15 protein-coding genes are annotated in these 18,604 nt (G+C 39.6%); 14 read left to right on the forward strand and 1 reads right to left on the reverse strand.

Going from position 1 to position 18,604, the window contains the following annotated elements:
• The first annotated feature begins 76 nt into the window (after positions 1 to 76).
• From HMPREF2795_RS03355 to HMPREF2795_RS03370, 4 genes are all read left to right on the forward strand, one after another.
• The gene (locus HMPREF2795_RS03355; protein ID WP_075228232.1) at positions 77 to 1,012 is read left to right on the forward strand and encodes a manganese-dependent inorganic pyrophosphatase; all 936 of its coding nucleotides are present in this window, start codon (positions 77 to 79) and stop codon (positions 1,010 to 1,012) included.
• 53 nt (positions 1,013 to 1,065) lie between these two features.
• Positions 1,066 to 1,392, forward strand: coding sequence for a DUF2568 domain-containing protein (locus HMPREF2795_RS03360; RefSeq protein WP_070459097.1), 327 nt, complete (start codon positions 1,066 to 1,068; stop codon positions 1,390 to 1,392).
• Positions 1,393 to 1,514: 122 nt separating this feature from the next.
• Positions 1,515 to 2,027, forward strand: a complete 513-nt coding sequence (locus HMPREF2795_RS03365) for a YiiX/YebB-like N1pC/P60 family cysteine hydrolase (protein ID WP_070459100.1) — start codon at positions 1,515 to 1,517, stop codon at positions 2,025 to 2,027.
• Positions 2,011 to 2,658: a DUF1803 domain-containing protein gene (locus HMPREF2795_RS03370; protein ID WP_070459103.1), complete on the forward strand. Its 648-nt coding sequence runs from the start codon at positions 2,011 to 2,013 to the stop codon at positions 2,656 to 2,658. The genes HMPREF2795_RS03365 and HMPREF2795_RS03370 overlap by 17 nt, the downstream gene beginning before the upstream one ends.
• Positions 2,659 to 2,699: 41 nt before the next feature.
• Here the strand turns inward: HMPREF2795_RS03370 and HMPREF2795_RS03375 are convergent, their stop codons facing one another.
• Positions 2,700 to 4,145, reverse strand: coding sequence for a UDP-N-acetylmuramoyl-L-alanyl-D-glutamate--L-lysine ligase (locus tag HMPREF2795_RS03375; RefSeq protein WP_070459105.1), 1,446 nt, complete (start codon positions 4,143 to 4,145; stop codon positions 2,700 to 2,702).
• A gap of 105 nt (positions 4,146 to 4,250) precedes the next feature.
• On the opposite strand from HMPREF2795_RS03375, the gene HMPREF2795_RS03380 reads away from it, so the two are divergent.
• The 10 genes from HMPREF2795_RS03380 to mltG all read left to right on the forward strand — a co-directional run bounded on the left by HMPREF2795_RS03380 (position 4,251) and on the right by mltG (position 18,461).
• On the forward strand, positions 4,251 to 5,873 hold the full coding sequence (locus HMPREF2795_RS03380; RefSeq protein ID WP_075228233.1) for a putative polysaccharide biosynthesis protein: 1,623 nt from the start codon (positions 4,251 to 4,253) through the stop codon (positions 5,871 to 5,873).
• Between the two features lie 200 nt (positions 5,874 to 6,073).
• Complete coding sequence (locus HMPREF2795_RS03385) at positions 6,074 to 8,032, forward strand: peptide ABC transporter substrate-binding protein (protein ID WP_075228234.1); 1,959 nt, start codon at positions 6,074 to 6,076, stop codon at positions 8,030 to 8,032.
• Between the two features lie 145 nt (positions 8,033 to 8,177).
• Complete coding sequence (locus HMPREF2795_RS03390) at positions 8,178 to 9,272, forward strand: cystathionine gamma-synthase (protein ID WP_075228235.1); 1,095 nt, start codon at positions 8,178 to 8,180, stop codon at positions 9,270 to 9,272.
• Between the two features lie 4 nt (positions 9,273 to 9,276).
• Positions 9,277 to 10,443, forward strand: coding sequence for a MalY/PatB family protein (locus HMPREF2795_RS03395; protein WP_075228236.1), 1,167 nt, complete (start codon positions 9,277 to 9,279; stop codon positions 10,441 to 10,443).
• A 91-nt stretch (positions 10,444 to 10,534) separates the two neighbouring features.
• Complete coding sequence (locus HMPREF2795_RS03400; RefSeq protein ID WP_075228237.1) at positions 10,535 to 13,621, forward strand: pilus expression-regulating Snf2 family helicase; 3,087 nt, start codon at positions 10,535 to 10,537, stop codon at positions 13,619 to 13,621.
• Positions 13,622 to 13,679: 58 nt separating this feature from the next.
• Positions 13,680 to 14,276, forward strand: coding sequence for a divisome accessory protein ZapJ (locus tag HMPREF2795_RS03405; RefSeq protein WP_000192399.1), 597 nt, complete (start codon positions 13,680 to 13,682; stop codon positions 14,274 to 14,276).
• 11 nt (positions 14,277 to 14,287) lie between these two features.
• Positions 14,288 to 15,622: a UDP-N-acetylmuramate--L-alanine ligase gene (gene murC, locus HMPREF2795_RS03410; RefSeq protein ID WP_001140867.1), complete on the forward strand. Its 1,335-nt coding sequence runs from the start codon at positions 14,288 to 14,290 to the stop codon at positions 15,620 to 15,622.
• 8 nt (positions 15,623 to 15,630) lie between these two features.
• Positions 15,631 to 16,146, forward strand: coding sequence for a GNAT family N-acetyltransferase (locus tag HMPREF2795_RS03415; RefSeq protein ID WP_075228238.1), 516 nt, complete (start codon positions 15,631 to 15,633; stop codon positions 16,144 to 16,146).
• Positions 16,143 to 16,637: a GNAT family N-acetyltransferase gene (locus HMPREF2795_RS03420; RefSeq protein ID WP_075228239.1), complete on the forward strand. Its 495-nt coding sequence runs from the start codon at positions 16,143 to 16,145 to the stop codon at positions 16,635 to 16,637. Before HMPREF2795_RS03415 ends, HMPREF2795_RS03420 begins: the two co-directional genes overlap by 4 nt.
• Before the next feature lie 81 nt (positions 16,638 to 16,718).
• Positions 16,719 to 18,461 (forward strand): endolytic transglycosylase MltG, encoded by a 1,743-nt coding sequence (gene mltG / locus HMPREF2795_RS03425; protein ID WP_075228240.1) that lies wholly within the window; start codon positions 16,719 to 16,721, stop codon positions 18,459 to 18,461.
• Positions 18,462 to 18,604 lie beyond the last annotated feature (143 nt).

An 18,604-nucleotide genomic window follows, 5' to 3' on the forward strand; every position in this document is an offset into this window, starting at 1 on the left:
TCTTTGACTCCTCTTACTTTTGTCAAAAATTGAAAAAAATGCTACAATAGAGTGAATAAAGAAACGAGGTATTATCATGTCTAAGATTCTAGTATTTGGACACCAAAATCCAGATTCAGATGCTATTGGTTCATCTGTAGCCTTTGCTTATCTTGCAAAAGAAGCTTATGGTTTGGATACAGAAGCGGTGGCTCTAGGAACTCCAAATGAAGAAACAGCTTTCGTATTGAACTATTTTGGTGTGGAAGCACCGCGCGTGATCACATCTGCTAAAGCGGAAGGTGCAGAACAAGTTATCTTGACTGACCACAATGAATTCCAACAATCAGTTTCAGATATTGCTGAAGTAGAAGTTTACGGTGTGGTGGACCACCACCGTGTGGCTAACTTTGAAACTGCAAGCCCACTTTACATGCGTTTGGAACCAGTTGGATCAGCATCTTCTATCGTTTACCGCATGTTCAAAGAGCATGGTGTAGCTGTTCCAAAAGAAATTGCAGGTTTGATGCTTTCAGGTTTGATTTCAGATACCCTTCTTTTGAAATCTCCAACAACACACCCATCTGATAAGGTGATTGCGCCTGAATTGGCTGAATTAGCTGGTGTGAACTTGGAAGAATACGGTCTTGCCATGCTCAAGGCTGGTACAAATTTGGCAAGCAAATCTGCTGAAGAATTGATTGATATCGATGCAAAGACTTTTGAATTGAACGGTAACAACGTACGTGTTGCCCAAGTGAATACAGTTGATATTGCTGAAGTCTTGGAACGCCAAGCTGAAATCGAAGCAGCCATCCAAGCCGCAAATACAGCAAATGGCTACTCTGACTTTGTCTTGATGATCACAGATATCGTTAACTCAAACTCAGAAATCCTTGCTCTTGGTGCTAATATGGACAAGGTAGAAGCAGCTTTCAACTTCAAACTTGAAAACAACCATGCTTTCCTTCCAGGTGCCGTTTCACGTAAGAAACAAGTGGTGCCACAATTGACAGAAAGCTTTAATGGGTAATATTTAAGGAATATTTGGAACTGTTAATTTGACTATTTATAGAAGGTGATAGCATGATGCGATTGATTGAAGGGCTACGCTTTTTGGTTGAGTTTGTAGCAATCCTTGGTCTTTTCTCCGTGTCTGTAATACAAATTTCTTGGCAGGAAAAATTCCTATTTTTTCTTATAGCAGTTCTATTAATCTTATTATGGGCACGATATATGGCGCCAAAATCTCCACATGCTTTTAAAAAATGGCATCGCCTCATTGCTGAGACGTCGATTTTTATTTTAGTTAGTGGTAGTTTTTGGCATTTGTATGGATTGCAAATAGGCATCTTCTACTTAGCTCTGTCTTTTGGAAGTTTGGTGCTACTTTATTATTTTCAGCTAGAGTGATTCTTGGAATATAGTTAATGAATTATTTAAATGGTAATTATTTGACTGGAGATTGACACGAGAAAACGATGTTTTCCATATAGCTAAAGGAGTTTCGGCTCCTTTTTTGCTAGGAGAGAAGTATGTTAGAAAATGGCGATTTGATTTTTGTGAAAGATGATTCGGATATAGGACAGGCCATCCAGGAATCTACTGGTCACTATAGCCATGTGGCCATCTTTTTGGACGGACAGGTTTATCATGCAACGGTTGAAGGTGGTGTCATTGCACAATTATCTGAAGATTTTTTTGAAGACGGGAAAGTATATGACCTCTATAGCTATCCGAAAATCGATAGGAAAGGAGTCAAGAAGCTGGCAGAGAGCCTTTTAGGGGCTCCCTACAATGCTTCCTTTTATCCCAACGGAGCTGGTTTTTACTGTTCTCAGTTTGTAGCAGAAATTCTTCCTATTTTCGAGACCATTCCCATGAAGTTTGGGGATGGGACGAAGGAGATTGGTGATTTCTGGAGAGAATATTATCGAGATTTGGGGCTTCCTGTACCTCTGAATCAGTCCGGCACTAACCCGAGTCAATTAGCAGCATCACCACTTTTAGTTTGTAAAGAAAGGAATCTTCATGATTCAGATTTTTAATCCATCTCGTTTGACGCGACAACCATTCTTTAGAGATTTGGTAGACTATCTTGATCAGCATGATGATGTTATCCTCCGTGAAATCAAGGCTCAGTTTCCAGAGGTCGCAGTTGACAAGCTCTTGGAGGAATACATTAAGGCGGGTTTGATTTTGAGAGAAAACAAACGCTATTATCTCAATCTTCCCTTTCTAGAATCTACAGAATCTCTTGAACTGGACCAAGAAGTCTTTGTGAGAGATGATAGCCCAATCTATCAAGAAATCCTGGAGAAAGATTTTCAGACCGAATTGCGCAATCAAACCAATGCAGCTATCTTAAAAGAATATACCGATTTTGCAAGAGAAAAGATGACACTGTCTAATTATTTTTATAAGGTCAAGCATCAGTATCCTTTGACGGAAGAACAGCAGGCGCTCTACGGAATTTTAGGGGATGTCAATCCTGAGTATGCCCTCAAGTACATGACTACCTTTTTACTCAAGTTCCTCAAAAAAGATCAACTCATGCAGAAACGACGTGATATCTTTGTTGATAGTTTAGTCTTATTAGGTTATATCGTTCAAAATGAAGATGGAAAATATGAGTTGACTGTAGAATTTGATAAAGAAAGACTCATCTTTATAAAATAATAGAAGAAGACTAGGAAATTTCCTAGCCTTCTTTAAATTTACTATAGATAACGTTCAGCGATGGCTGCATCACCTGGATAGTCTTCTTTCTTACCTTGGATGATTTGGTAGCAGTCAGCTCCTTTACCAGCGATAATGACAGCATCCAGTTCTTGACCTGTAACAGACATCGCAGCCTTGATAGCTTGTTCACGGTCAGCAATCTTTTCAACAGGATGATGGATGTAGCTACTGATTTCATCTGCAATAGCCATTGGATCTTCGTAGTTTGGATCATCAGCCGTTAGAAAGACTTGAATTTCAGGGTGCTGATTGAGAAGAAGTCCAAAGTCCTTACGACGGCTTTCTCCCTTGTTTCCAGTTGAGCCAAGTACTAGAGCAATCTTTCCAGTCTGATGTGTTTCAACCACTGAGATTAGTTTTTTAAGACTGTCACCATTGTGGGCGTAGTCAATGAAAACTTTTGCGCCATTTTTCTGAGTGAGGACTTCCATGCGGCCAGGGACACGAGTTATCGCGATTCCTTTTTTAATGTCTTCCAGACTAGCACCTAAACGAAGGCAGGCAAGTCCAGCAGCGACTGCATTTTCTTGGTTGAAATGTCCAATCAACTGGATATCATAGTCTCCTGCTAATTTACCAGTAGCTGAGAAGCTAAAGGCTTTGGAGTTTTCGATCTGGTTATTTGACTGGCTACCGTAGAAGTCATGCTCTTGGTTCTCAACTTGTTCTTTTAGAACAGAGAAGTGGTCCATATCGCTATTAATGACAACTGCTCGGCTATTTTTCATCAAGAGACGCTTGTGGTAGAAGTAATCTTCAAAGGTTGGATGTTCAATAGGACCAATATGGTCTGGTGTGACGTTGAGAAAAACTCCCACGTCGAAAGTTAAACCATACACTCGATTTACCAAATAAGCTTGGCTGGATACTTCCATGATAAGGTGGGTTCTTCCATTATCAACTGCTTGAGCCATCATATCAAAGAGATCAATGCTTTCAGGAGTTGTTAGAGCAGATTTAAAGAAAGTCTTACCGTCCAAAGTCGTGTTCATGGTTGACAACATAGCTGGATGATGTTGTTGACTTAAGATGTTGTAGGCGAAGTAAGCTGCTGTAGTTTTTCCTTTAGTACCAGTGAAAGCAAGTAATTTTAATTTTTCCTGAGGGTTGCCATAAAACTCCATGGCAATCAAACTCATGGCTTTCTTAATATCGCTAACGACAATAACGGGAATACCGACTTCATAGTCCTGTTCTGCTACATACCAACCAAGCCCTTGTGCGATTGCCGAAAGGAGAAATTCTTTTTTGAAGGCTGCTCCTTTGACAAAAAAGAGGCAATTTTCTTGTGCTTTTCGGCTATCGTAGCAGATGCTATCAAAAACGACATCACTGTAGTTGTAGTGGTAATGTCCTTGGTCGATGATCTCACGGAAGAGATCATCTTTCTTTAAAATATCTAATACGTTTTCAATCTTTATCATACTTTCTATTGTAAACCGAAAGTCTGAATTTTACAAGTAACAAGGAAAAGTTTATAATGGAAGATAAGGAACATTTCCTAGTTATTAAAATTGAATGAGGAAGTTATGTCTAACGAAAATAATCATCAGCAGGCCCAGATGTTACGAGGGACTGCCTGGCTAACGGCTAGTAACTTTATCAGTCGCCTGCTCGGGGCCATCTACATCATCCCTTGGTATATCTGGATGGGGACTTATGCAGCTAAGGCTAATGGCCTCTTCACCATGGGCTACAATATCTACGCCTGGTTCTTGTTGATTTCAACAGCAGGTATCCCGGTAGCGGTCGCTAAGCAGGTCGCTAAATACAATACCATGCATGAGGAAGAGCATAGTTTTGCCCTGATTCGGAGCTTCTTAGGCTTTATGACTGTGCTAGGACTTGCCTTTGCCTTGATTTTATACCTCTTTGCACCTTGGTTGGCGGACCTTTCTGGAGTCGGTAAGGACTTGATCCCCATTATGCAAAGTCTAGCGTGGGCTGTCTTGATATTCCCGTCTATGAGTGTTATCCGTGGATTTTTCCAAGGGATGAATAATCTTAAGCCCTATGCCATGAGTCAAATTGCTGAGCAGGTTATCCGTGTCATTTGGATGCTCTTAGCAACCTTTATCATCATGAAGCTCGGTTCAAAGGATTATCTATCAGCTGTTACCCAATCTACCTTTGCAGCTTTTGTGGGAATGGTAGCTAGTTTTGCAGTCTTGCTTTATTTCCTTTATAAGGAAGGATTGCTCCAAAAAGTTTTTGAAACACGAGATAAGATTGACAGTAAGAGTCTTTTGGTTGATACGATTAAGGAAGCAATTCCGTTTATCTTGACTGGTTCGGCTATTCAGCTTTTCCAAATCTTGGACCAAATGACCTTTATCAATAGTATGAAGTGGTTTACCAACTACAGTAATGAAGACTTGGTTGTCATGTTTTCTTATTTCTCCGCCAATCCTAATAAAATCACCATGATTTTGATTTCGGTTGGAGTTTCGATTGGTAGCGTTGGGCTACCTCTCTTGACAGAGAACTATGTCAAGGGGGATTTGCCAGCGGCTTCTCGTCTCGTTCAAGATAGTATCACCATGCTCTTCTTATTCTTACTTCCAGCAACTGTTGGAGTAGTCATGGTTGGTGAACCTCTCTATACAGTCTTTTATGGTAAGCCAGATAGTTTGGCGATGGGCTTGTTTGTTTTTGCAGTCTTACAGTCAACTATTCTTGGTTTGTACATGGTCTTGTCACCGATGCTTCAAGCTATGTTTCGTAATCGTAAAGCAGTCTTGTATTTTGTTTATGGCTCAATTGCTAAGATTGTTCTTCAATTACCATCAATTGCGATTTTCCATAGTTATGGTCCCCTCATTTCAACGACAATTGGTCTCATCATTCCAAATGTCTTGATGTACCGAGATATCTGTGAGGTGACAGGTGCACGTCGAAAGATTATTCTGAAGAGAACAATTTTAGTCACAATTTTGACTTTAGTCATGTTTATCCTGGTAGGCTTCTTACAATGGATGATAGGATTTGTATTCCAACCAAGTGGACGTTTCTGGAGTTTCATCTATGTTGCTATAATCGGTACTATCGGTGGCGGGCTCTATGGATTCATGACTCTCTATACTCGACTTTTGGATAAGGTTATTGGTCAGGCAAAAGCTGACCAGTTGCGAGCACGTTTGAAATTATCATAATAGTTTATAAATAAAACGAACAGTTTGAACTTTTCTATCCGGAAAAGTTCAAATTGTTCATTTTTTTATTTAAAAATAGGATAAAACATAAAATTAGTAGAAAAAAATCTATAATTTGGTAAAAAATAGATAAAATCACTTGACTAAAAAAAACAATAGCTGTATAATGATACAAATATTTAAATTTGGAGGTTCTGGAAATGAAAAAGTCTAAGGCAAAATATCTGACGCTGGCAGGCCTTGCCCTAAGTGCCGGTCTACTCTTGGCGGCTTGTAGCAACTCAGCTAGTTCTACAAAGACATACAACTATGTCTATTCTAGCGATCCGTCTAGTTTGAACTATCTTGCAGAAAATCGTGCAACAACCAATGACATCGTTACCAATTTGGTAGATGGGTTGATGGAAAATGACCAATACGGTAACTACGTTCCATCCTTAGCAGAGGACTGGAGTGTTTCTCAGGACGGTTTGACATACACTTATAAACTTCGTAAAGATGCTAAGTGGTATACCTCTGAAGGTGAAGAATATGCTCCAGTAACTGCCCAAGATTTTGTAACTGGTTTGAAATATGCAGCTGATAAAAAATCCGAAGCTTTGTACCTCGTACAAGATTCTGTTGCTGGTTTGGGTGACTATATCAACGGAAAAACAACTGACTTTTCAACTGTCGGTGTTAAGGCGATTGACGACCAAACAGTTCAGTACACTTTGACACGACCAGAATCTTATTGGAATTCTAAAACAACATCAACCATTCTCTTCCCTGTCAATGCAGACTTCCTGAAATCAAAAGGGGACGACTTTGGTAAGGTAGACCCTTCTAGTATTTTGTACAATGGACCTTTCTTGATGAAATCCTTTGTTTCAAAATCTGTCATCGAGTTCAAGAAAAATCCCAACTACTGGGATGAAAAAAATGTCTTTGTAGATGATGTGAAATTGGCCTATTATGATGGTAGTGACCAAGATGCACTAGCTCGTAACTTTGTAGAAGGAGTCTACAGCTACGCACGTCTCTATCCAAATAGCTCAAGCTTTGAAGGAATTAAAGAGAAGAACAAGGATAACATCATCTATAGTATGCAAAATGCAACTTCTTATTACTTGAACTTCAACTTGGACAGAAAGTCTTATAACTTCACTTCTAAGTCCTCAGATATCGAAAAGAAATCAACTCAAGAAGCAGTTCTGAATAAAAACTTCCGTCAAGCCTTTAACTATGCTTATAACCGTACAGCCTATGGAGCTCAATCTCAAGGGGAAGACGGAGCAACGAAGATTATTCGTAACCTAGTTGTACCTCCTACATTTGTAAGCATCAACGGAAAAGACTTTGGTGATGTTGTTTCAGAAAAGATGGTCAACTATGGCCAAGAATGGCAAGGAATCAACTTTGCAGATGCGCAAGACCCATACTACAATCCTGAAAAGGCTAAGGCTAAATTTGCGGAAGCCAAGAAAGAATTGGAAGCTAAGGGTGTGCAATTCCCAATCCACTTGGATGTAACAGTTGACCAATCAGCTAAAAAAGGCGTACTTGAAGCAAGCTCTTTGAAACAATCCATCGAATCTGTTCTAGGAGCTGAGAATGTGGTTATCGATATCCAACAATTATCAACAGATGATTACGATAATTCTGGCTACCTCGCTCAAACTGCAGCTCAAAAAGACTTTGATATCTATAATGGCGGTTGGAGTGCGGACTACTTGGATCCATCAAGTTATCTTGATATCTTAAATGTCAATAACGGTGGTATGTTGCAAAACATTGGTCTAGAACCAGGTGAGGTAAATGACAAGGCTAAGGCAGTTGGTCTGGATACTTACACTCAAATGCTAGAAGAAGCGAACAAGGAGCAAGAACCAGCAAAACGTTATGAAAAATATGCTGAAGTTCAAGCTTGGCTCGTTGATAGCGCCCTTGCTATTCCAAACGTTTCTCAGGGTGGAACACCGACCTTGAGAAAGACAGTTCCATTCTCATCGCCATTCTCACAAGCTGGAAATAAGGGTGTCGAATCATACAAGTACCTCAAGTTGCAAGATAAGACTGTAACGGCTGATGAGTATGAAAAAGCTAGACAAAAATGGCTGAAAGAAAAAGAAGAATCTAATAAAAAAGCCCAAGAAGAATTAGCTAAACACATTAAATAATCAGTCTATTCAACAGGAAAAACGATAGTTTCTTAAGAAGCTATCGTTTTTATATAGTTTGAAACTATAACTAGCTCTTGAAAACAAGAAAACGAAGGATACAAAATAAGTGGTACAATAGTTACTATAGATTTGGAGGTATTGTATGAGTAAATCATTTCACATCAACACAATTTTAGCACAAGCAGGGATCAAGTCTGATGAGGCAACAGGTGCTTTGGTTACACCACTTCACTTTTCAACGACTTATCAGCACCCAGAATTTGGTCAATCAACTGGATTTGACTATACCCGCACCAAAAACCCAACTCGTAGCAAGGCAGAGGAAGTTTTGGCAGCTATTGAATCAGCCAACTATGCTTTGGCGACTAGTTCAGGTATGTCTGCGATTGTGTTAGCCTTTAGCGTTTTTCCAGTAGGAAGCAAGGTTTTGGCTGTCCGTGACCTTTACGGTGGTTCTTTCCGCTGGTTCAATCAAGTGGAGCAGGAAGGACGTTTCCACTTTACCTATGCTAACACAGAAGAAGAACTAATTGCCGAGCTAGAAAAGGATGTGGATGTACTCTATATCGAAACGCCAACCAACCCTTTGATGTTGGAATTTGATATTGAAAAATTGGCTCAATTAGCTCATGCTAAGGATGCTAAAGTTGTCGTCGACAATACCTTCTATAGCCCGATTTACCAACGTCCAATTGAAGATGGAGCAGATATTGTCCTTCATTCGGCGACAAAATACCTTGCAGGCCATAATGATGTTCTAGCTGGTGTAGTTGTGACAGATAATGCTGATTTGTACGAAAAACTCTTTTACAATCTCAACACGACAGGGGCTGTCTTGTCACCATTTGATAGTTATCAATTGATTCGTGGTCTCAAGACCTTGTCACTTCGTATGGAGCGCTCAACAGCTAATGCTCAGGAAATCGTAGCCTTTTTGGAACAATCACCTGCAGTCAAAGAAGTTTTGTATACAGGTCGTGGGGGAATGATTTCCTTTAAAGTGGCAGATGAGAAGCGCATCCCTCATATCTTAAATACTTTGAAAGTATTCTCTTTTGCTGAAAGTCTGGGTGGTGTAGAAAGTCTAATTACATATCCAACCACTCAAACCCATGCAGACATTCCTGCAGAGGTTCGTCATTCTTATGGACTGACCGATGACCTCTTGCGCTTGTCTATTGGTATTGAGGATGCTAGAGATTTGATTGAAGATTTGCGTCAAGCCTTGGAAGGATAAGACTATGGGAAGATATGATTTTACGACTTTGCCCAATCGTTTTGGACATCATACTTATAAATGGAAAGAAGCAGAGACTGACCGTCAAGTATTGCCGGCCTGGATTGCTGATATGGACTTTGAAGTCTTACCTGAGATTCGTCAGACTGTCCATGACTATGCGGAGCAATTAGTCTATGGCTATACCTATGCTAGTGATGGTTTGATTGAAGCCGTTCAAGACTGGGAAGAAAAACACCATGGTTATCGTTTTGATAAGGATGCTCTAGTCTTTATCGAAGGAGTAGTACCAGCCATTTCAACAGCCATTCAAGCCTTTACCAAAGAAGGTGAAGCGGTTCTGATTAACACACCGGTTTATCCTCCTTTTGCTCGGAGCATTAAGCTCAACAATCGTCGATTAATCACCAACTCTCTAGTAGAAAAAGATGGACTTTTTGAGATTGACTTTGATCAATTGGAGAAAGATTTTATCGAAGAGGATGTGAAGCTCTACGTTCTCTGTAATCCTCATAATCCTGGTGGACGGGTTTGGGAGAAAGAAGTCTTGGAAAAGATTGGACAACTGTGTCAAAAACATGGAGTTTTGCTAGTATCTGATGAGATTCACCAAGATTTAGCCTTGTTTGGAAATCAACACCAGTCATTCAATACGGTAAATGAAGATTTTAAAGAATTTTCATTGATTTTAAGCAGTGCTACCAAGACCTTTAACATTGCTGGAACGAAAAATTCTTACGCTATTATCGAGAATCCAAAGTTGAGACTTGCTTTCCAAAAACGTCAGCTAGCCAATAATCAACATGAAATCTCAGGTTTGGGATATTTAGCAACAGAAACTGCCTATCGCTATGGGGAGGATTGGTTGACAGAACTCAAAGAACTGATTGAGAAGCATATCAATTATGTAGTGGATTTGTTTGGTAAAGAAACGAAAATCAAGGTCATGAAACCTCAAGGAACCTATCTTATTTGGCTTGATTTTTCAGCCTATGATATTAGCGATGAAGAGCTAAGAAGTCTCTTAAGAGATGAAGCCAAGGTTATCTTGAATAGGGGCTTGGACTTTGGTGAAGAAGGAGCCCTCCATGCTCGCTTAAATGTAGCCATGCCGACATCTGTCTTGGAAGAAGTTTGCCAACGAATCATCTCAACATTTACGAAACTTTAACCATTAGCCTTCAAGAAGAGAACTCTTCTGAGAAGGCTATTTTCGTAAGAAGAAATGTGGTATAATTAAGGGATAAAGTAAAGGGGAAAATATGGCTAAATTGATTCCAGGGAAGCTTCGAATGGAGGGAGCTCAACTCTACGAAACTAGTCAGATTGAAATTATCAAAGAGAAAGACCATCGTCTCTATGCGCGTGTAGCAGATGAAGAAATTCGCTATAGCCTGGATGATGATTTGGTTTTTTGTGCTTGTGATTTTTTCCAAAAAAGAGGGTTTTGTGTGCATCTGGCAGCACTAGAGCATTACCTGAAAAACGATCACATTGGTAAGGAACTTTTGGAAAATCTGGAAAATGTGCACGAAAAAAAGGAAAAAGTCGAAACTCAGGTTACTTTTGGAGGAAAGTTTTTAGAATCTGTCCAAATTCCTAGTCTTTCTGAAATCTATCAGTTGTCTGCTCAAGGTCAGGTGGAAGCAGGGACTAATCGCATTATTTGGACTTTGAGAGTCGGTCTTATCCAGACACAGAAATTCTATGTAATCCGAGATATACCCCTTTTTCTGAAGGTTTTAGAAACTAGCAAACCCTATATGATTGGGAAGTTATATGAAACTTCCTTGAATATTCGTCGTTTTGATGAAAGTAGTCAGTTTGTTCTGGATTTCCTTCGGGGACTTCTAGAAGATGAAGCAGGGGATACTCTCTTTTTCCAGAATCAAGGTCGTCATCTCTATTTCCCACTGTCTTTTTTTGAGCAGGGTGTTAGTCTGCTGATGGGCTTAGATGCATTTCAATTTGACCATCAGATTTCGAATTATCACCACCTTGTATTTCAAGATTTTGATGGTCAAGCAGGTTTGTTTACCTTTCAAATTGAAGAAAAGTCCAACTATTTTGAGATGGAAATTTTTCAACAGGTAGGACTTAATTCGTTTTATAAGGGACAAGTCTTGTTTACTAAAGGTACATTTTATCTTCTGTCTAAAGAACAAGCTAGACTTATAGAAAAATTAAAAAAAGTCCCTATTGATAAAGGTGGTAGAAAGATTTTACAATTTGATACTAGTGATCGAGATCTTTTAGCTTCGACCTTGTCGCAGTTTAAAGACATAGGAGAGGTAAAATCCCCTGATGCGCTTCAAATTCAGTCTTTCCGTCCTTCTTTCTACATGGAAGGAGAAGAGGATGGTTCTATTCGTTTGGATATGCAGTTTCAGTATGAAACTTGCTTAGTAACAAATCGCAATGAACTGGAGAGTCTTCCTTTTGCTAGTGATATTCAACTGGAGAAGCAAGTCTTTCAGTTGGCTCTATCTGCTGGATTTGAAGCAGATTTTCGTTCATGGCGTCAAAGTTTGAAAGCTGATGCAGTTCATACCTTCTTTCAGGAGGTTTTACCAGCTTTTGAAGCGCTTGGAGAATTAAAGATTTCTGAGAGCTTGCAAGATCTCTATCAGGTTCAGAAGCCTCAAGTACACATCTCATCCAAGGGAAGCCTATTAGAAATTCAATTTGATTTTCAAAATATAGATCAAGAAGAAATCGATCGAGCGATGAAAGCGCTAGTTGAGAAGCAGGATTATTACATCAGCTCTTCGAATCAGGTTTACTATTTCGATGATCAGACCAAGCGTATCCGTCAGGATTTAGAAGAATTAGGGATAGAGGACCTACAAGATGGAGCTTTTCGAGCTCGTAAATCCCTAGCTTATACCCTATCTCATCTATTTAAGGATCAGGATCAAATTTCTTTCACCGAAGAATTTCGCAATCTGGCCCATGATTTGACGCATCCAGAAGATTTTCCGATGAAAGAGCTGAATATCCAAGCAGAACTTAGAGACTATCAGAAAAAGGGAATTCAGTGGCTTCAGATGCTTCACCATTATGGCTTTGGTGGGATTTTAGCAGATGATATGGGACTTGGGAAGACCTTGCAAACCATCGCCTTTTTAAGTAGTCATGTTCAAGCAGATACTAGTGTCCTAATCCTTGCTCCGTCTGGCTTAATCTATAACTGGACTGATGAATTTCAAAAGTTTGCTCCAGATTTGGATGTCGTGGTCGTGCATGGCTTAAAATCTCATCGAGAGTCAATTTTGGCAGAAAATCATCAGATTTATGTGACAAGCTATGCTACTTTCCGTCAAGATAGTGAAATTTATCGAGACTTATCTTTTGATTTTCTTTTTCTAGATGAAGCTCAAGTCATGAAAAATGCACAAACGAAGATTGCTCAAAGTTTGCGACGATTTGTGGTTCCATCTGTCTTTGCACTATCAGGAACACCGATTGAAAATCATCTGGGAGAACTCTGGTCGATTTTTCAGATTGTCTTACCAGGTCTCTTACCTGCTAAGAAGGATTTTATGAAACTATCAACTGAGAGAGTGGCTCAATTTATCAAACCCTTTGTCATGAGACGTAAGAAAGAAGAGGTTTTGACAGAGTTGCCTGACTTGATTGAAGTTGTCTATAAGAATGAACTGGAGGATCAACAAAAAGCTATCTATCTTGCTCAACTGCAACAGATGCAGGAACGTTTGGGACAGGTAAGCGATTCGGAATTTCAACGAAATCGCGTCGAAATTTTGACTGGACTCATGCGTCTGCGTCAGATTTGTGATACGCCTGCGCTCTTTATGGAGGACTACCAAGGAGAGAGCGGAAAGCTGGATAGTTTACGAGATTTGCTGGTTCAGATTGCTGAAGGTGGACACCGTGTACTTATTTTCTCACAATTTAGAGGTATGCTGGATCGGATTGAGCAAGAGCTGCCTGACTTAGGCTTGACTTCCTTTAAAATTACGGGCTCAACTCCTTCACAAGAACGTCAAGAGATGACCAAAGCCTTTAATCAAGGGGAGCGCGATGTATTTTTAATTTCTCTAAAGGCCGGCGGGGTCGGTCTCAATCTCACTGGTGCCGATACAGTCATTTTAGTAGACTTATGGTGGAATCCTGCAGTTGAATCGCAGGCTATCGGTCGCGCCCATCGTATGGGGCAAGAGCAAGCTGTTGAAGTTTATCGCCTTGTGACTCGAGGTACAATTGAAGAAAAGATTCAAGAATTACAAGAGAAAAAGAAAAATCTTGTTTCTGAAATCTTGGATGGAACAGAGTCTCGTGGTAGTCTGAGTCTAGCTGAAATACGAGAAATTTTAGGGATTTCATGAGCCTATACTTGAAAAATCAAGACATTACGCTATAATGGTGTATTGAAAGGAAATAAATATGACACAAAAACGATTTCCAATAGTGGCAGATGATGAAGTCATGTTGACAGAAATGCCAGTTATGAATCTCTATGATGAGTCTGATTTCATCAGTAATATAAAAGGTGATTACCAAGATAAAAACTACTTGGAATGGTCTCCAATCACTAAAGACAAAAAACAAGAGGAAGCAAAGCCTCTTGTAAAACCGATTGAGAAAAAAGAAAAATCCTATGCTGAATTAGCGCGTGAAGAAGCGCGCGCGGATTTGAAAAAGAAGCGCTCGGCTCGATATTTGACTCAGGATGTAAGTCATACGAGACGTCAACCGAAGACAAGCAATGTGCGTCCAGCAAATCAACCGACAGCACCTTTTCAAAAAGAAAATCCAGGAGAATTTGCGAAATATAGTCAGAAGTTAGGTCAGTCTCACTATATTTTGGCAGAAACAGTTTCTCAAGTGGAACATCCAATTTCAGATGGTGAAACAAGTCATTCCAAGAAAAACAATTATGACTTTTTAAAGAAAAGCCAAATTTATAACAAAAAAAGTAAACAAAAAGAACAAGAACGTCAAGTGGCCCAAGAGCTTAACTTGACTAGAATGAGCGAATAGAGGGGAAGAAAATGGCAAAAACCTATCATTTTATCGGAATCAAAGGATCAGGTATGAGTGCCTTGGCTTTGATGTTACATCAAATGGGGCACAAGGTGCAAGGTTCTGACGTTGAAAAGTACTACTTTACACAACGTGGACTAGAGCAAGCAGGAATTACAATTTTACCTTTTGATGAAAAAAATCTTCAAGGAGATTTAGAAATTATCGCTGGTAATGCCTTCCGTCCAGATAACAATGTTGAAATTGCTTATGCTGACCAAAATGGTATCAGCTACAAACGTTATCATGAGTTTCTTGGTAGCTTTATGCGTGACTTTATCAGCATGGGAGTTGCTGGTGCACACGGTAAGACGTCAACGACTGGGATGCTTTCTCACGTCTTGTCACACATTACTGACACTAGCTACTTGATCGGAGATGGTACAGGTCGTGGTTCTGCAAATGCCAAGTATTTTGTCTTTGAATCAGACGAGTATGAGCGCCATTTCATGCCATATCACCCAGAGTACTCTATCATCACTAACATCGATTTTGACCACCCTGACTATTTCACAAGCTTGGAAGATGTCTTCAACGCCTTCAATGATTATGCCAAACAAATTACTAAAGGCTTGTTCGTTTACGGTGAAGATGCTGAGTTGCGTAAGATTACAGCAAATGCCCCAATCTATTATTACGGTTTTGAAACAGAAGGTAATGACTTTGTAGCAAGTGACTTGCTTCGTTCTACAACAGGTTCAACCTTTACCGTTCACTTCCGTGGTCAAGAGTTGGGTCAATTCCACATTCCAACTTTCGGTCGCCACAATATCATGAATGCCACAGCAGTGATTGGTTTGCTTTATACTGCTGGCTTTGATTTGAATTTAGTGCGTGAACACTTGAAGACTTTTGGTGGAGTGAAACGTCGCTTTACAGAAAAGGTTGTTAATAATACGGTTATCATCGATGACTTTGCTCACCATCCAACTGAGATCATTGCGACGCTAGATGCTGCACGTCAAAAATACCCAAGCAAGGAAATCGTGGCAATTTTCCAACCACATACCTTTACTCGTACAATTGCCTTGTTGGATGATTTTGCCCAAGCCTTGAATCAGGCTGATGCAGTTTACCTCGCACAAATCTACGGTTCAGCTCGTGAGGTGGACCATGGTGATGTCAAGGTAGAAGACCTTGCCAATAAAATCAACAAGAAACATCAAGTTATCACAGTTGAAAATGTTTCTCCACTCCTAGACCATGACAATGCTGTCTATGTTTTCATGGGAGCTGGCGATATCCAAACTTATGAATATTCATTCGAACGTCTCTTGTCTAATTTGACAAGCAATGTTCAGTAAGGAAGATCATGGAATTTCCAATTAAAATCAGGGAAGCTCAGCAATCAGATATTGATCAGATTTACTTGATACAAGAAAGTATTTCAAGCTCCCTAGAAATATTGAATAGAAAAATAATAGAAGAACGTATCCGCAACCATGCGGGTACGTTTCTCTTAGCTAGCCTGGATGATCAAGGGATTGCTTATATCACTGCGACGATACTTCCTATTCCCTCTTTAAGAAAATGGATGCTTGAGATTGGAGGTGAGGAATTCATTAATGAGAACTCAATCATCCTTGAAGATTTAGCTGTTCATCCCGATTACCAAGGGCAAGGTTTTGGAACTTTGTTGCTAGCAGCTTTGAAGGAAGTTACCCGTCAGCAAGATAGACCAGGTATTTATCTGCTTTGTGAGGATGAGTTGCTGGCCTACTTTGAAATGAATGGATTTGTAGAACAGGGGATCGTAGATGGAGAAAGGAGCAGTGAAGTTGACTTTCTCATGCGATGGCAGAATCCCTATTATCAGGAGGAAATATGATTATTAGACAAGCTAGATTGACAGATTTAGATCGTATCTTTGAAATTGAACTAGAAAATTTTTCAATTGAAGAAGCCATTCCTCGTCCTGTTTTTGAAGCTCATCTGAAGGAAATTAAGACCAGTTTTTTAGTGGCTGAAAAAGAGGGGGAAATACTAGGCTATATTGAGGGACCAGTAGTCCCTCATCGACATTTACAAGACCAGTCCTTTACAGAAGACATACAAGATCACAGTCATAGAGCAGGTGGTTATATATCTGTTACGTGTCTTTCTATAGCTAAAAAAGCTCAATCTCTAGGATTGGGAAAAAAACTACTGGCAGCATTGAAAGAGGTAGCTCTTAAGCATGAGCGTGAGGGAATCAATCTAACCTGCCATGACTATCTTATTGGATATTATGAAAAACATGGTTTTGTGAATGAAGGAAAATCCAAGTCGACTTTTGCTGGTGAAGAATGGTATGATATGGTCTGGGAAAACACGAATTAGGCATCAGAAAGGCATCTATGGTTGCTTTTCTTTAGTTTTTAAGATATAATATTATGGATTATCAACAAGGAGGTAACACCTTTGAGCGAAAATTCTCCAGAAGAAGAAAAGTTAAGTTTTAAAGAACAAATTTTAAGAGATTTAGAAAGATTAAAAAGAGAAGACGGCCTCTCAAATACGAAAAGTAGCAACGATGATTTGTTTTCAAATTTAAGTAATAGTTCAGAAGCGGAAAAACCAGTGGAAGAGCCTTCGGTAGAAGACTTGATGGCCAATTCTGTTTCTTTAGTGGATGAATTGCTTGCTAATGCTCCAGCAGTTCCACCACGTCCAGTTTTACAAGATGATTCAGTTGAAACTTCTGTTGCTCCAGAACCAGTTGTAGCTTCAGAGCCAACTGTAGCTCCAGATCCTCTACCAACGACAGAACCTGTTCAACCTGTCAAGCCTCTTGAACCTGCTCAACCAGTGGAAGAAGAGAGAGAGTTCAATGCTATTTCGACAAGGATTCCAGTTTCTTATCGTACGAATCAGGCCAAACCAAGTCCTGCTCGAAAGAATATTAAACCTCAACCGAAACCAACAGTTCTTGCAAAAGAAACTCCAAGTCAAGAACCAGTTGCTCCAGTTGAAACTAGAACGGAACTTCCTAGAAGAAGTCGTAAAGAATCAGTGAAACCAATCAAGAAAAAGAAAAAATCACGCTTGAAAGGATTTTTCGTAACAGTATTTGTTTTATTGATTTTACTAGGTGTGGGTGGATTCTTTGGTTACCGTTATGTCGAATCTGCACTCCAATCGGTTGATGCAAATTCAAAACAGTATGTCACGGTTCAGATTCCAGAAGGGGCTAATCTTCAGCAAATTGGTGATACCTTAGAAAACTCTGGATTGGTAAAACATGGTTTTATCTTTAGCCTTTATGCTAAGTATAAAGACTACTCTGATCTAAAATCTGGTTACTATAATTTGCAAAAGAGCATGAGTACAGATGATATCATCAAAGAATTGCAAAAGGGTGGAACACCTCAACCTCAAGAGGTTGCACTTGCAAATCTTACAATCCCCGAAGGTTATACCCTTGATCAAATCGCACAAACAGTTGGTCAGCTTCAAGGAGACTTTAAAGAACCTTTAACTGCAGATGCCTTCTTGGCAAAAGTGCAAGATGAAACCTTCATCTCTCAATTAGTTGCTAAGTATCCAACCCTTCTCGAAAGTCTACCAACTAAAGAAAGTGGTGTTCGTTATCGTTTAGAAGGATACCTATTCCCAGCAACTTATGCTATCAAAGAAAGCACAACTATTGAAAGCTTGATTGATGAAATGGTGGCAGCTATGGACAAAAACTTGTCAGCACATTACACTGCAATCAAAGAAAAGAACTTGACAGTGAATGAACTCCTCACCATCGCATCACTTGTGGAAAAAGAAGGTTTGAAAACTGATGATCGCAAACTGATCGCTGGAGTTTTCTATAATCGTTTGAACCTTGGTATGCCGCTCCAAAGTAATATTGCTATTCTCTATGCAGAAGGTAAGCTAGGACAAAATATTAGCTTGGCAGATGATGCAGCAATTGATACAACAATCAATTCACCATATAATGTTTATACAAACCTTGGCTTAATGCCTGGCCCAGTAGACAGTCCAAGTCTGGATGCAATTGAAGCAAGTATCAATCCAACTAAGAGCGACTATCTTTACTTTGTAGCTAATGTACAAGATGGCAAGGTTTACTTTGCAACGACACGAGAAGAACATGATCGAAACGTTGCAGAGCATGTTAACAGTAAACTGACACAATCAAGTAGTTCAAACTAACTCTTAGAACAAGATTTGCTATTAAATCCGTGAATGTAGAAAAGAATCTCTTCTTTTCACGCTCATCAAAGCAAGTCCTACCAGTCTTTCCGCTATGATCAGAAACGCCTGAAATCCACAAGTTTAAGCGTTCGGAAATTGCG

This window comes from Streptococcus sp. HMSC056C01 (assembly GCF_001811305.1).
Lineage (GTDB): Bacteria > Bacillota > Bacilli > Lactobacillales > Streptococcaceae > Streptococcus.